Raw genomic sequence first — 14,379 nt, forward strand, 5'->3', positions numbered from 1 at the left:
GTTGCTAATCGAGTGGGAATTGTCGGCCAGCTCGACTCAGAAACGCATCGCACTGCTTCGTCGGTACCGCGAGACTGCTTGTAGTGTGCGTGCGACGAGGGACGCAGACTGAAGACTAATCGCTCAGCCTCTGCACATAGTCTCCCCAATCCTGCATCATCTTCTGTCTCTCAGAAAGAAACTCGGCCTTGTTATACGCGCGGCTCACCCGATTTTTTTCGACGTGGGCCAACTGACGTTCGATCGCGAGCGGCGTGAACCCCTGTTCATGTGCCCATGTGCTGAACGTACCGCGTGCGCCGTGTGCCCTGAAAAGGCGTTCGTGATTGAATCCACTTCGGACCAAGGCTGCATTAATGGTGGTGGCTGCCATCGGCCGCGATTCATCTCTGACGTTTGGAAAGAGGTAGTCGTCAGCGCTCTTAGGTCGATTAATTTCCCGGATCTTTTCCAAAATCTCAATTGCCTGCCTGCTGAGCGGCACCACATGCGGACGCTCCATCTTCATGCGCTCTTCGGGGATAGCCCATATCGCAGATTGCAAGTCTATCTCCCGCCACCTTGCACCTCGCAGCTCGACGCTGCGCAGCGAGGTTAGTAGCAGTAAGCGCATCGCTAGGTGTGTGCGCTGAGTTCCGGTGACCGAAAAAGTAGCCAGTAGGTGCTTGAGTTCATGAGCCTCGAGCGCCCGGTTGTGGCGCGTAGGCGGGAGCGTCACCACATCGGATGCCTTAAGCGCTGCAACGGGGTTCGCGTCCACGCGCCCGCTGATGATCGCGCGTCTGAATATAGCGTCGAGGTGTTGGCGAACCCGTATGGCGATATGTGGTGCGCCTTCTGCCTTGCGTTCATCGTCTGCAAGAGCTTTGCGTTTTGCAATCGACTGCAGCAGATCGTACACATGCGACACCTTGATGTCGCGGACCGGCATAGTGCCGAGAGGTGAACCTTTCACGTAGCGCGCAAGGAAACGCGTGGCTTGAGCGTGATAGTAGGGGGTCCATTTTCCCCGATGGTCCTCCAGCCATTCCTCGCACACGGGCCAGAGCGTGTTCTTCTGATGGGCAACAGTCTGCTGTTGTAGTTGCTTCTCGTATGCCTTCGGATGGATGCCAGATGCGACCAGCTTGGCTGCAGCGCTGCGACGTTGACGAGCGTCCGTTATCGAAAGATCGGGGAATCGGCCGAGAGTGTAACTGCAGTCCTTGCCATCCAACCGGTAGTCAAATTTCCAGACTTTCGAGCCCGAGACCGAGACCCGCAAATACATGGAGTCTCGATCACGAAGTTTATAGGGCTTGCTCTGCGGTTTGGCGTTCTGCAGGAGTGGGAAGGTGAGCTTCATGGAGTTCTCCTTGGCGGACAACTACCATAAATTTTACCCGCAATTTACCCGCAAAACCGGCGGAAGCAGGCGGATTTCGTCGGCCTGAGTCGGACGTGCCGGTCGCCACCGGATGCGCCACCGCAGCGAATCCATAGCGTCTGACCCATTCGCTGTAGCCCCCGACCAGAAAGGCTCCGGAGCGTTCGATGTACTGCTGGCGGGACGTTTGATAGACCGTCCGAAGCGCAAACCACGGCACCTGCGGCAAGTCATGATGAACCAGATGATAGTTATTGTTCAGAAACAGCAACCGCCACAGCCATCCCGCTTCATTGATGACCGTGCGATGCGCGGGCTCCTGCGCAATCCGATGCTCATGAAACGAACGCACCGATGCAAGCGCGAGCGAGCCATACCCCGCACCGACGATGAACACCCACGCCGGTATCCCGCACCGCTGCTGCAACCACACAGTGAGTGCAACCAGCGCGGCGAGATGCGCGAGCCATGCGGGCAGGTCGCGCCAATCGCCGTCGCGAATCTTGTCGAGTGCCTGCGCACCGGTCGCGGCAATCGCAAACGCCGGCCCGACCAGCAAGCGACCTATCAACGTATTGCGGAAAACCAGCAACGCACGCATCGCGGTGCCCGCGCGTTGCCAGTCCGCTGCGCTAACGAAATAGCTTTCCGGATCGCTGCCGGGCTCGGTCAAATACGCATCGTCGTGATGGCGCAGATGCGACTCGCGATACACGTGATAAGGGAACCACACCGCGAGGGGCGCGAAGCCGAGCAGCGCGTTGACGAATCGCGAGCGCGTCGGATGGCCATGCAGCAGCTCGTGCTGCAACGACATGTACCATGCGCCGAAGATGGCCAGCAGCGCGGCCGTCAGCGGCAGACCCAGCAGACGCGCGTGCGCGGCGACGCCGAACCAGCCACCGTAGATCGCGACGATCAGCGCCCATGTCGGCCACTGCGTGCGCCAGGCCCGGCCAGCGGCCAGACGGTCGATATCGTTGCGCTGGGAGTCGTCGAGATAGATCGCCATCGTTGCATCGGTCCGCATGTATGTTCGAACCCGCGATGTTGACTCGCAGGTCCAGACCGATCCTACGGGGCGACGCTGTGCGCCCGAACCATTTTATTGAGCAATGCATCCACGCAATCGTGGAAAAGCGGGCGCGGATAGTGCGTATCCGGTAAGCGTTCAATGATCGTCCGCCACGCGGCAGGCGTGATCGAGCAGCCCTTCGGCCGTGCCGCTGCCGCCATCGATGTCGATACCGCTGTTGACGATCAGCCAGCCATCCCGAGCCGCGGACGGTCCCGCGCCGGTGACCAGGATGGTTTGCGTGGCCATCGTCGCCGGATCGGGATTGTCGCGCGCGACGATCCTGAACGGGTCGTCGGCGCCGCTTAGCGAGCTCACGCGCATGATCCTGTAGCGCTTGCCATCGAGCGTCGCCCAGCGCCATTCGCCGGGCGCGTCGTGAGCGTGACTGGCGAGCGCGGCGCTGACTTCACGCCGCATGCAATCGATGTGGATATGCAGCTGGTTCTGCGAGCGACGATATTCGGAGTTGATTTCGAGGCCGAGCTGATCGTCGGGCAATTCGCGTTTGACCGCTTGCTGCACGTAATGGCGCGAATCCCACGCGTCGCTCCAGTAGTCCTTCGCATCGGCCGCGAGGATCAGCGGACTTTCGATGCCGGTGATGCGATCGGTCGGCATCAGCAGAAACTGCGAGCGGCCGAGAATGTCCTTCAGGATGACATAGCGCTTGTCGAGATCGACGACCGTGCATTGCCCCGGCGTGCCGGTGGCCAGCTGCGAAGGCACGCAGCGAATGTCGACGATCTTCCACAGCGCGTTGGAATCGACCGTATCGAGGCGCGCGCAGGCGCTGGCGGCGAGAGCGGCCGCGAGCACGGCGGTCAAGTGAACGATGCGGCGCGCGAGGCCGCGAGATGAGAGGGCGGTGGCGAGGTCCGTCATCGTCGCTTGGGTGGGGTTCGGGCAGGGAAAGCGCCGCAATGCGGGCTGCAATGCGCAGGCATTAGAGCACAAACCGGATGGCGCCGACGTGAAACTCGGGCTTCACAGCACCGGCGCCGGCAACTCTCCCAGTACCTGTTCAATTGCGACACCGATGGCCAGCAGCCGCCTGTCCGAGCCGAGCGGTCCATCGAGTTCGAGGCCGACCGGCAGCCCGCTCGCGCTGATACCCGCCGGCAGCGACAGCCCCGGAATGCCGGATGTGCTGGCCGGATCGGTATTACGCAGGAACGCTTCCATCGTATCGATCGGCGGACCGCCATCGATCGTGACAGTCGACGAACCGTTCAGATCGTCGATCGGCACCGCGACGAGCCGCGTCGTCGGAAACAGCAACGCATCGAGACCGGCATTCGCGAACGTCGCGGCGACGTAGTTCTGCAGCCGCGGCCGCCAGTAATTGAGCGCCGCCGAATAGTGCGAGCCGAGCACGTCGGCGAGCACGTCGTCGTAAATCGCGCGCACGTCCGGGCTCGCGATGCGCACGGCCAGATCGGCGACGGTCTGCACCGGCGCCTGATTCGCGACGAGCCACGCGAGCACGTCGTCGCGCGCTTCGTGAATGGCGAGCGGACCGCCGACCATGCCGTTCAGATGCTCCAACTCGGTCATCGCGACCGGCACGAAGGTGACACCCGCCGCTTCGAGCTTTTGCAGCGCGGCGCGCGCGACGTCTTCGACCTGTCGCTCGAGAGCGTCCCACAGCGGCGCGGGCAAGCCGATGCGCAAGCCGTCGAGCGCAATCGCAGGCAACGCGCCGTCGCCGGTGATCACGCCGTCGAGCAGCGCCAGATCGGCGACGCTGCGCGCCATCGGGCCCACGGTGTCGCGCGTATGGCTGATCGGCACGACCGCGTTGGGGTCGTGATAGCGCCGCTCGGCGCCGCCATTGCCGACCGATGGACGAAAGCCCGCGGTGCCGGTCAGCGCGGCCGGGATGCGGGTCGAGCCGCCGGTGTCGGTGCCGAGCCCGGCGGGCGCGATGCGTGCGGCGATCGCCACCGCGGTGCCGCCCGACGAACCGCCCGGTATCAGCGACGGATCGTACGGGTTGCGCACCGGCCCCGCGTGCGCGGACAGGTTGGTACTCGTGATGCCGAACGCAAGCTCGTGCATATTGGCCTTGCCGAGCACGATCGCACCCGCGTCGACGAGTCGTTGCACCGATGGTGCATTGGTGTTCGGCACGAAGCCGGCGAGCGCGGGCGTGCCGGCCGTCGTCGGCAGGCCCGCGGTGTTGATGTTGTCTTTGACGACTATGGCCAGGCCGCAAAGCGGCAGTCGCGCCCGCTCCGCTGGCGTCAATGCGTCGATGCGCTGCGCGGCGGCGAGCGCGCCGTGGAAGTCGAGCGTGGTGAGTGCGTTCAACTGCGTGAGGGCGGCGGCGCGCGCGAGCAGGGTGGCGACGTAGTCGGCGGCTTTGAGCCGGCCCGCTTGCAGCGCCTCGACCGCTTGTGCCGCGCTGAGCGCGAGTTGTGCATCGACGGTCCATGTCATTACCGGCGTCTCCGTATCGATGGATGCGTCGCGGGCGGCGCGAGGTTCGACTGCATCCGTCGAAGTAGCGGACAGGTCACGCGGGCAGACAGCGAACGCAAGGGTTCAGCTATTCTGGCACATCCGCCTGAGGGCCGATGCCGGGCGATGCACAACGCGCGTCGCGCTCGCTTTCATCGATATCGATGCGCTTACCGGTGATTATCGATCCACATGCGCCCCCAGTCCGACGCATAGGCGAGCGCATGCTCTTCGTCGAAGAAGTAGTCGAGCGCGTCGAACGAATAAGCTTTACGCGTATTCTCGTCGCGCTGCTCGATCGTCAGATTGGCGGCGAATAATCCGTTGGGGAGCAGTTGCGTTGCCGCTTCGACCTCGTAGCCCTTGTAGCGGATGTGTGAGTTCATGATCCTGACTTGTCTGTGTGTCCGCGGGTGTCGTGCGGAATACCAATGCGTGCGGCGCGGCCCCGTCGTTGCCGAAGGTGGGTGAAGCGGCGGGCAGGGTCAAGCGTAGGGCGCGCTGCGCAGCGGGTGAACCAATCTTTCGTCGGAAGCAAATCAGCGCGGCGCGGGAGTGGTAATCAGAAGCCCGGATTGGATCGAAGTCGCTGTGTTCGGGACTCTATTCGAGCGGGGTCGCGATGTCTGTTATGTGGCGCACGGTCGCTCGGCGCAAAGCGTGACGCCACGCGCAATTGCGGCGGCGTCACGGGTGCCGGGGGAGTATTTCAGACCGCGTGCAGGACGCGCGCGGAACGGCCGTCCGCGGCGATCGAGGTGGTGTTTTGTGCGGAGGTCCGGCTCGTGGTCGAATGGCTCGACGTGGCGGGTGCGCCGTGCGCACGCTGTGCATTGAACGCGAGCGCGAACTGCGCGGCTTGCTGGCCGACGGTCGCGAGTTGCTCGATGACTTTCGGATCGGAGCAGCTGTCGACGCTATCGAAACGCGTCTCCAGCGTGTTGATGCCGGCACCGAACGGCGTCGGCCAGCCACGCAGCGCATGCACGATCGAGCGCAGCGACGTCAGCACGGAGCCCGCCGCCTGCCAGCCGTAGGCGGTGACGATGCATCCCACCGCGCGGCCATCCAGATACGGGCGCTCGTCGGCGCGCAATTCCTCGAGCGTGTCGAGCGCGTTTTTCACGAGCCCGGATACGCCGCCGTGATAGCCGGGTGTCGCGATGATCACCGCGTCCGCGCGACGCACCGCGTCGAGCAACTCGAGTTGTTCGTCGGTGCGGGCCGGCTGTTCCGGCGCGTAGTGCGGCAGGCTATGCAGAAAAGTGCCGCCGAACAGGCGGGTTTGCGCGCCGGCGGCTTCGGCGCCGCGCAACGCGAAGGCCAGCGCGCGCTCGGTCGACGAGGCCGCGCGCGTCGTACCGCCAATACCGATGATGAGCGGCGGGCGGGAGTGATCGGATCTGCTCAACGAAATGCTCCTTCGATTGCGGTTCACGCTGCGGTTGACGGCGCGGTCGATGCGGGACTCATGCAGCGTCAGCAACGCATGTGCACGGCCGTGAACGGACCGACCGGAGTGAACCGGACTTTGAAGTGTCATCTTAATGAGCGAGCGCCGCGCCGCTAAGCGACTTTTTGTTCTAACGATATAACCATGCGGCCACGACGCGAAGAGTCGCATCTGCGATGCACGTGAGCAAGCGGGCGATAAGCATATGGCGAATCGTTGGTTGGGCGGGTGCGGGCAAGACCCTAAGATGGACTCGTCTCCTCCATAGATCGCGTTAGACATGGGACTCGGCCTCGCTACGCAAGTGGTGGGGCCTTTTTTTCGTGGGTCGCTGGCGGACGTTGCGCCATGGCGGCAATGCCGGTTGCATATACGTGCGTGGTAGCCGCTTCACGATGACGCCGCTTTTTGCATGCTACGATGCCCGCAGTGATTTTCCGCGAGATCGAGCCCAGCATGGCAACCCTGTATGACACGCTCGGCGTGCCCGCGCACGCCACCGACGACGAAATCAAGCGGGCCTACCGGAAAGCCGCGATGAAGTGGCATCCGGATCGTAATCACGGTGCCGAGGACGTGGCGCGCGCGGCGTTCCAGGAAATCAAGGACGCATACGCGATCCTGTCCGATGCCGAGCAGCGCAAGGTCTACGACACGGTCTACGCCGAACAGATGCGCGAGTGGGAGGCGCAGCACACGCGTCGGCAACGCGCGCAGGCCAAGCGTGAGGCGGCGGCGCGAGCGGCGGACGAAGCCGCGTATGCGGAGATGGTGTCGATCGCGATCCGCTTCGCCGACCAGGGCCACAATCGCGACGTGCTGTTCGGCGTGCTGCTTGGCCGGCAATGCGAACCACAGCGCGCCGCGCAGATCGCCGACAGCGTCGCGGCGTTGCAGGCGGCGCGCCGCGACGAGGCGGACGCCGCGCAAGATGCCCAGCGCGCGGGTAAGGCGGCGAAGGGCGCGGCAGCGGCGCAAGCTGAGGCGGCCGAGGCCGAACCGGCGAAAACCGCGCACGAAACCAGCACGGCTTCAGAAGCCGCCCTTCACGACACACCGCATGTCAAACGCGCGAACCACGCGAAGCGCGATGAGACCGCCAGCGACATCCATCCGGCCGGTGCGCTCGGCAGCCTGTGGTTCCAGTTCCTCAACAGCCTGAAATTCTGACGCGTCGCGACGATCCGGGTTGCCTGCGGCAATCTCATTCGAGGCGACGCTTCCCGCGTACCGCGTATACCCCTACGCGCAGGTCCGCGCGCTGCGATCACGACCCGGCCACGCCGATCGCGCCGAATCGCCGCACCGGCGGCAGCGTCGCCTGATCTGACAAATATTGAAAAAGGGTGCTGAAACTGGGGGCAGGACACTGGTACACTGCCCATTCGCAAAGTTGTGCTCTGTGCCCCGGACTCGAGATAGCTGGCGTGAATCCCGTGGCGCAAATAAAAAAAACGCCGTAGTGTCACGGGGGCGCAAGACTGGAGCGGCACAATTCCGCCCAGAGGTTAAATAAAAAAACATCGGTACGGGGTAAGCGTGTCCAGAAAATATAAGGTGCTGTTTCTCTGCCGCGATAATTCGATCCGCAGCATCATTGCAGAAGCTTTACTTCGCGAACTGGCGGGGCACCGGTTCGAGGCGTTCAGCGCGGGCCCTGAACCGGCCGCGCGCCTTCATCCACTCGCGGTCGCGCAATTGCAGCCCGGCATTTCGGGGCGCGCGGTGCTGAGCCCTAAAAGCTGGCTGGAATTCACCGGCGAATGGGCGCCGCGCATGGATATCGTGATCGCGCTCGACGAATTCGTCGGCGGGCTGCATGCGCCGGTATTTCCCGGCGCGCCGGCATTCGTCTATTGGACCATTGCCGATCCGCTCGCGGGCGGCCACGGGTCCGCTGACGAGCAGGCCCGTCTTTTCGACAAGACCTTCTGGCAGATCGTGCGTCAGGTCAGCGCGTTTATCGAGTTGCCGCAATATGCGCAGCCTGCCTCGAATCGCGCGAATCACGCGAATATCGTCGATGCGGCGAATGCCATCAATGCGGGGAATACGGTGAATGCCGCGAATACCGCGAATATGCCAGGCGGTGGCACAAAACCGGTGCGTGGCACGGCGGTTCGTTTCGAATCCGCAGCCATGGTGTCCGCGCCTTCGAGCGCGGCGGCCTGCACCTAGCGACTATTCGGGCGCGCGAGCCGCGTTCCGGCGAACGGGTCATTCGACCAGTCCACCTGTTTTTTCGGTTGGGCTTTCGGTTGGGGTGCGGGCGCCGGTTTGGCGGCCAATTCAAAATGCTCAATGCTCTGGCCGGCACTAATGGCCTGCTTCAACCATTGCGGCATTTCGCCATTGCCATCCCAGCTGTCTCCGGTCGCATTGCGATAGCGCTCAGCGTTTTTGGCCAATGATTCGTTAGCCAGCGCCGCGGCAAGGTCTTCTGGCCTGATACCAAACTCTTCCATGCGATGGCGGAGATACGCAATCATGCTATCTCGCTTCCGTTCGTCCATAGGATATTTGTCCTTCTAAAACGTGCAGCGTACTGTCGAAGACAGATTGCGGGGAAAAAGCTGCGAAGCGTCGAGCCCGACTGAGTGGGGCCGCCCCGCGGTGGAGTTGTCGATTGACGGAAATGCCATGTGCCGGGTAAAAAACGTTGCTCCCGAATTTGCAATACGGCCTCGGACAAAGACGGCCGCTGGAACAACCGACCCTCAAACTGAGAGCCCCAATCAGCAAATATTTCAGCATGTCGCAGCGCGGCGAACGAGGCCGGTAAGCCTGACGTTCGCTATGAAAAACTCTGAGTCTCGATGCAATGATTGCGAATGGATGGAGTCACTCCACGCTGTCCGTCTTTCACCGGACTTTCGTCGATGTGCGGGTTCGCTTTTTGTGCTTTGTAGCAACATCATAACGCAATGCGCGAGCAAAGCACGCTTAGTTCACATTGAATTTGTCAGTGAATGCGGTTTATCGAACGGTGTGGACAATCGGCCACTCTGCTGGAAGCTCCTGGATTGAATTCCGGGGGGCGCGACCTATAAAAGAAAGACGAAAAGCTGCGCAACGCAGACTTACAACCGCCTTATGTCCGCCGATTCCGCCGACGCTCCAGGAACGCGTCGAGGCATCGGTTGCAAGCGCGGTAATTCTTCATCTGTTTAGTTCGGTGACCCGTCGCAGCAGTAGCGCATTGGCATCGACCCGTTCCTCGGCCCCATTGGGCAGGCTGGCTGTTCGCGGATCAATTCTTGTGGAGGACGAACACTGCTGCGCCGGATCGAGGAGTCCGGAAATGAGAGCACGTATATTGATGATTGCCGCGACCGCCGTCCTGTTTCTGGTACCGAGAACAGCCACCGCGGAGGAACTGAGCGGCCAGGCGGACCCCGGCATGTCAGGTCGCGCGATGATGCAGTTCAATGCGAACGAATCGGCGCAGGCGACGACCGATATGTCCTACGGTCGCAGTTGGGACCCGCGCGAGCAGGGCGTGCGCAACGCGTCGTATGGCGGTGTTCCGGCGGGCGAGTCACAAGCCGGTGGCCGACACAGCCAGTCCTGCTCGTTCAGCACGGAGTGCAAAACCTATTTCGGTCAATGACCGATCGGTGAGCGGCAGCAGGGCGCGCCTAACGAGGCGCGCCCGAATGACTCTGGGTTTCCAGGCAAAGGGCAGGCGTCGCGCGCCGCCGCGGCGGTGCATGCGCTTGACCGCAAGCGCATGCCATTTCACGAGAATGTCAGTTCCCGCGGAACATCAGCGCTGCGCTCGCCGAGGCGCGCGACGATATCGTCGACGCCGCGTACCGTATCGTTGTTTTCCGCCGGATCGTAGTAACCGCGGAACACTTCCAGCAGTGCGCGCCAGGACCCATGCCAGCGCGTTTCCCTTAGACAGACGCCGGTCGGATCGGCAATACGCAATACGCCGTTGTCCGGATAGAAAGTGAGCGTGACGAGACGGCCGTCGATGACGCAGGCGGCGGTGCAGGGGCGAGTCGTGACCATGTGTGTGGTGTCCTTTCGATAATTCCAATGTTTGTGCGTTAAACGCCGACGCGAGCTGGAGCAAACGCTGTGCCTGCGATGCCAGATGACTGTGATCTCGATGGCAAAATTCGCTCGATCAATCCGGCCGTGTGCGCAGTATTCCAATGATTGACGACAATTTTTTGTATTCGTCGCGAAGTGATGCGCAATAGCGTCAGTATCATCCATTAAGGGTTTATGCTGAGTCGTTCGCTGATTGCCAATTCGTCCACAGTCGAAACGACGCGCATCATATTTTTATCGCAAATGAATCGCCACTCGTCATAAAAGTTTTGACGCAGCAAGCCCGATTAATCCGCAATAGCGATGCGCGATCCCTTGTCTTGCTATTCCTTTACCCGTTTGCTAGCATCCCCGAGACAGTTTGAAATAGTCATAACGTACGGCAATTTCCGGACCCGCTTACATTGGGTCACCCGGTAGTCCATCTCCTTGCGAGGTATATGTTATGGCTAGCTCTCAACCCCTCCGCTGACGCTCCGGGAACGCGTGCGCAAAGCCGCGCCGCTCCTTGCGCGCACTCACCCGCTGCCACGCGCTTTTCACGATCAGTTCTGCGAGACAAATCGGCGCATCAGAAAAGAACCGTTACCGGTTTCAAAAATGCGTACCCGTCTGCTAAAAGCGATTAATAGTCCGTTTTCCTTTTTATTCGAAGCGACCGCAGTTGCCGCTGCTGCGCATAGTACGCGATCTGCGACAAAACATTTGCCGTAACAACGACGCAATCAAAAGGAGCATTTCATGGCTTGCAATACAACGGGCTCCAGGCTCATGCGAGTGAAGGCGATCACGGTTGCGTTCGCGGTTTTGGTCGCGCCGGCGGGTTCGGCGTTCGCGCAGGACAACGCGGCGTCCGCGCCGGAACGGCGGGCAATCGGCGCTGCCGCGCTGCTGCACGTTCAGGCGCGCGTCGTCGCGATCGATCCTGCGACGAACAGCGTGACGCTGCGCGGCCCACACGGCGGCGACGAAACCTTCGACGTGAATCCGCAAGCCGCCGACGTCAGCAAGCTGCATATCGGCGACATCGTGACGATTGCGTACAAAAACGCGCTGCTCGTCGGCGTCGACAAACTCGCGCCGAGCGGAATTCGCCAGCGCATCGATACCGAAGTCACGCAGCCCGCGGCCAACGGTGTGGTTGCATCGGCGCGCCGCGTCGAAGTCGTGGCGACGGTGCGCAAGATCGATCGCAAGAGGCGCACGATCACGCTGCGCGGGCCGTCGCGCACCGAAACGCTCGACGTGGCGCCGGACATTCCGCTCGAAAAACTGAAGGTTGGCGATTCGGTGCGCGCGGTGTTCGTGTCGGCCATCGCGGCGGCGGTGTCGCGCAATGGCGCGGACGTCAAATAACGGCGCTCGGGAAGGCTTAAATAAACTACGCTGAAGCGTATCGAGGCGTGCGGCGTCGAACCGCAACCGGGGGTTCGCCGTCGCGCGCCGGCCATCGCAGCTCAGGTTTCACAAGATCATCGCGTCGCGCGCGAAGGAGCGGGGAATGGAACAGAGCGAAACGGAAACCACTGCCGAATCGGAGCGCAAAAGGCTGGTCCGCAGCAAGATCCACGTGGGCCTCGCGGCGGTCGGCACGTTGTCGTCGGTGTTCGGCATCGGCATAGCGATCATCGGCGGCATCAACTTCGACCGGACCAAGGTGCTGGTCGGCGTCGGCATCATCGTCGTGTCGACCATTCTGTATGTGTCGATGCTTTTCGTCGCTGCCGATGACTAGCATCTTCGCTTCCCATTAGCGCTCGATCCCGCCGCCGATTCACTTTTGCTATCGCCCCCTCCGATAGTCGAATTGTTGGTGCATCGCACCGCCCGTATATTGACTGCAGCGATATACAACAACTCGACGGCACGCCACACGGCGGCCTACAGGAGCACAGCAATGAATCGGATCGATCTGGGGGGGCGCGCGGTCGTCATCACCGGCGGCGCGCGCGGTATCGGCTACGCGGTCGCGCAGCGGGCGTTGAAGTCGGGCGCGTCGGTGGCGTTGTGGGATGTCGATAGCGAACGCCTCGCGCGCAGCCAGCGCGAGCTGAGCGAGCTCGGCAAGGTCAGCGCCGTCACGGTCGAGCTGACCGACGAAGCCGCGGTCGAGCAGGCCACCGCGCAAACGCTCGCCGAGCACCGCTCGATCGACGTGCTGATCAACTGCGCGGGCATCACCGGCGGCAACGGCACGACGTGGGAGCTCGAGCCGGACATGTGGCGCCGCGTGATCGACGTCAATCTGATCGGCCCGTACCTGACCTGCCGCGCGGTCGTGCCGCAGATGCTGAAGCAGGGCTATGGCCGCATCGTCAATATCGCGTCGGTGGCGGGCAAGGAGGGCAATCCGAATGCTTCGCACTACAGCGCGTCGAAGGCGGGCTTGATCGGGCTCACCAAGTCGCTCGGCAAGGAACTCGCAACCAGAAACATCCTCGTCAATGCGGTCACGCCGGCCGCGGCCAAGACCGAGATCTTCGATTCCATGTCGCAGCAGCACATCGACTACATGCTGTCGAAGATCCCGATGAACCGTTTCCTGCTGCCGGAAGAAGCGGCGTCGCTGATCCTGTGGCTGTCTTCCGAAGACTGCGCGTTCAGCACCGGCTCGGTGTTCGATCTTTCCGGCGGCCGCGCCACTTATTAATCGCGCTGCTCGAGCATTGCGCACGCGTCGAACGCGCGTTGTCGAGCCGCTTCGACGCCTCTCTCTCACGGAGCCCTTTCATGGCCATGCCTACCATCCGGCACGTGCGTGCCTTCATCGTTCGCGGCGGCGGCGCGGACTATCACGACCAGGCCGGCGGGCACTGGATCGACGATCACATCGCGACGCCGATGGCGCGTTATCCCGAGTACCGCCAGAGCCGCCAGTCATTCGGCATCAATGTGCTCGGCACGCTGGTCGTCGAGATCGAGGCGAGCGACGGTACCGTGGGCTTCGCGGTGACGACCGGCGGCGAGATCGGCGCGTTCATCGTCGAAAAGCATCTCGCGCGTTTTCTCGAAGGGCAGCTCGTGACCGACATCGAGAAGATGTGGGATCAGATGTACTTCGCGACGCTGTACTACGGGCGCAAGGGCGTCGTCCTCAATACGATTTCCGGCGTCGATCTCGCGCTGTGGGATCTGCTCGCGAAGGTTCGCAAGGAGCCCGTATATCAACTATTGGGCGGCCCGGTGCGCGACGAGCTGGTGTTCTATGCGACTGGCGCGCGGCCCGATCTCGCGAAGGAGATGGGCTTCATCGGCGGCAAGCTGCCTTTGCAGCACGGTCCCGCGGAAGGCGAAGACGGACTCAGGCAGAACCTCGAGAAGCTCGCCCACATGCGTTCGCGTGTCGGCGACGACTTCTGGCTGATGTACGACTGCTGGATGAGTCTCGACGTGCGCTATGCGACGCGGCTCGCGCAAGGCGCGCACGGATACGGCCTCAAATGGCTCGAAGAATGTCTTCCTCCCGACGATTACTGGGGTTACGCCGAACTGCGCCGCAACGTGCCACGCGGCATGATGGTGTCGACAGGCGAGCACGAGGCGACGCGCTGGGGCTTCCGGATGCTGCTGGAGATGCAGTGCTGCGATCTGATCCAGCCCGACGTCGGCTGGTGCGGCGGCATCACCGAGCTGATCAAGATTTCCGCGCTCGCCGATGCGCACAATGTGATGGTGGTGCCGCACGGTTCGTCGGTGTACAGCTATCACTTCGTCGTCACGCGCCATAACTCGCCGTTCTCCGAGTTTCTGATGATGGCGCCGAAAGCCGACGAAGTCGTGCCGATGTTCAACCCGCTGCTGCTCGATGAGCCGGTGCCGGTGAACGGGCGCATGAAGGTGCCGGACACGCCGGGCTTCGGCGTGCGGCTCAATCCGGAATGCGCGCTGGTGCGGCCTTACCAGCATTGAACGATTTGAACGCTTTGAACGCGTGCCGAACGGCGAACCCTGGCAAAGGAG

The 14,379-nt window shown here is 62.4% G+C and carries 15 protein-coding genes; 7 read left to right on the top strand and 8 right to left on the bottom strand.

Annotation, left to right across the window (positions count from 1 at the left end):
- Positions 1-115: 115 nt before the first annotated feature.
- From AB3X89_RS03820 to AB3X89_RS03845, 6 genes are all read right to left on the bottom strand, one after another.
- Complete coding sequence (locus tag AB3X89_RS03820) at positions 116-1,345, bottom strand: tyrosine-type recombinase/integrase (protein ID WP_368581898.1); 1,230 nt, start codon at positions 1,343-1,345, stop codon at positions 116-118.
- The gene (locus tag AB3X89_RS03825; RefSeq protein ID WP_368581964.1) at positions 1,290-2,378 is read right to left on the bottom strand and encodes a fatty acid desaturase; all 1,089 of its coding nucleotides are present in this window, start codon (positions 2,376-2,378) and stop codon (positions 1,290-1,292) included. Before AB3X89_RS03825 ends, AB3X89_RS03820 begins: the two co-directional genes overlap by 56 nt.
- A 159-nt stretch (positions 2,379-2,537) precedes the next feature.
- Positions 2,538-3,326 (bottom strand): CDP-diacylglycerol diphosphatase, encoded by a 789-nt coding sequence (locus AB3X89_RS03830; protein ID WP_368581899.1) that lies wholly within the window; start codon positions 3,324-3,326, stop codon positions 2,538-2,540.
- A gap of 102 nt (positions 3,327-3,428) precedes the next feature.
- Positions 3,429-4,883 (bottom strand): indoleacetamide hydrolase, encoded by a 1,455-nt coding sequence (gene iaaH, locus AB3X89_RS03835; RefSeq protein WP_368581900.1) that lies wholly within the window; start codon positions 4,881-4,883, stop codon positions 3,429-3,431.
- 191 nt (positions 4,884-5,074) lie between these two features.
- Positions 5,075-5,290, bottom strand: coding sequence for a transcriptional regulator (locus tag AB3X89_RS03840; RefSeq protein WP_176106231.1), 216 nt, complete (start codon positions 5,288-5,290; stop codon positions 5,075-5,077).
- Positions 5,291-5,613: 323 nt separating this feature from the next.
- Positions 5,614-6,315, bottom strand: coding sequence for an NADPH-dependent FMN reductase (locus AB3X89_RS03845; RefSeq protein WP_368581901.1), 702 nt, complete (start codon positions 6,313-6,315; stop codon positions 5,614-5,616).
- Positions 6,316-6,813: 498 nt separating this feature from the next.
- On the opposite strand from AB3X89_RS03845, the gene AB3X89_RS03850 reads away from it, so the two are divergent.
- Positions 6,814-7,527: a J domain-containing protein gene (locus AB3X89_RS03850; protein ID WP_368581902.1), complete on the top strand. Its 714-nt coding sequence runs from the start codon at positions 6,814-6,816 to the stop codon at positions 7,525-7,527.
- Between the two features lie 369 nt (positions 7,528-7,896).
- Positions 7,897-8,535 carry an arsenate reductase ArsC gene (locus tag AB3X89_RS03855; protein ID WP_368581903.1) on the top strand — a complete coding sequence of 213 codons (639 nt, stop codon included), beginning with the start codon at positions 7,897-7,899 and terminating at the stop codon, positions 8,533-8,535.
- Here AB3X89_RS03855 and AB3X89_RS03860 read toward each other — a convergent pair.
- Entirely contained in the window at positions 8,532-8,870 is a 339-nt protein-coding gene (locus AB3X89_RS03860) for an H-NS family nucleoid-associated regulatory protein (RefSeq protein WP_368581904.1), read from the bottom strand. The genes AB3X89_RS03855 and AB3X89_RS03860 overlap by 4 nt on opposite strands.
- Positions 8,871-9,658: 788 nt before the next feature.
- Between AB3X89_RS03860 and AB3X89_RS03865 the strand changes: the two genes are divergently transcribed.
- Positions 9,659-9,967: a hypothetical protein gene (locus AB3X89_RS03865; protein WP_368581905.1), complete on the top strand. Its 309-nt coding sequence runs from the start codon at positions 9,659-9,661 to the stop codon at positions 9,965-9,967.
- A 128-nt stretch (positions 9,968-10,095) separates the two neighbouring features.
- Here the strand turns inward: AB3X89_RS03865 and AB3X89_RS03870 are convergent, their stop codons facing one another.
- A complete protein-coding gene (locus AB3X89_RS03870; RefSeq protein WP_368581906.1) occupies positions 10,096-10,374 on the bottom strand; it encodes a hypothetical protein in 279 nt (92 codons plus the stop codon).
- 786 nt (positions 10,375-11,160) lie between these two features.
- On the opposite strand from AB3X89_RS03870, the gene AB3X89_RS03875 reads away from it, so the two are divergent.
- The 4 genes from AB3X89_RS03875 to rhmD all read left to right on the top strand — a co-directional run bounded on the left by AB3X89_RS03875 (position 11,161) and on the right by rhmD (position 14,328).
- Complete coding sequence (locus AB3X89_RS03875) at positions 11,161-11,775, top strand: copper-binding protein (RefSeq protein ID WP_368581907.1); 615 nt, start codon at positions 11,161-11,163, stop codon at positions 11,773-11,775.
- Between the two features lie 145 nt (positions 11,776-11,920).
- Positions 11,921-12,154 (top strand): hypothetical protein, encoded by a 234-nt coding sequence (locus AB3X89_RS03880; RefSeq protein WP_018434370.1) that lies wholly within the window; start codon positions 11,921-11,923, stop codon positions 12,152-12,154.
- Positions 12,155-12,316: 162 nt separating this feature from the next.
- A complete protein-coding gene (locus AB3X89_RS03885) occupies positions 12,317-13,069 on the top strand; it encodes an SDR family NAD(P)-dependent oxidoreductase (RefSeq protein WP_368581908.1) in 753 nt (250 codons plus the stop codon).
- Between the two features lie 80 nt (positions 13,070-13,149).
- Entirely contained in the window at positions 13,150-14,328 is a 1,179-nt protein-coding gene (gene rhmD, locus AB3X89_RS03890) for an L-rhamnonate dehydratase (protein ID WP_368581909.1), read from the top strand.
- The last annotated feature ends 51 nt before the right edge of the window (positions 14,329-14,379 follow it).

The organism is Paraburkholderia sp. BR14320, assembly GCF_040948665.1.
In the GTDB taxonomy this organism is placed as follows: domain Bacteria; phylum Pseudomonadota; class Gammaproteobacteria; order Burkholderiales; family Burkholderiaceae; genus Paraburkholderia; species Paraburkholderia youngii.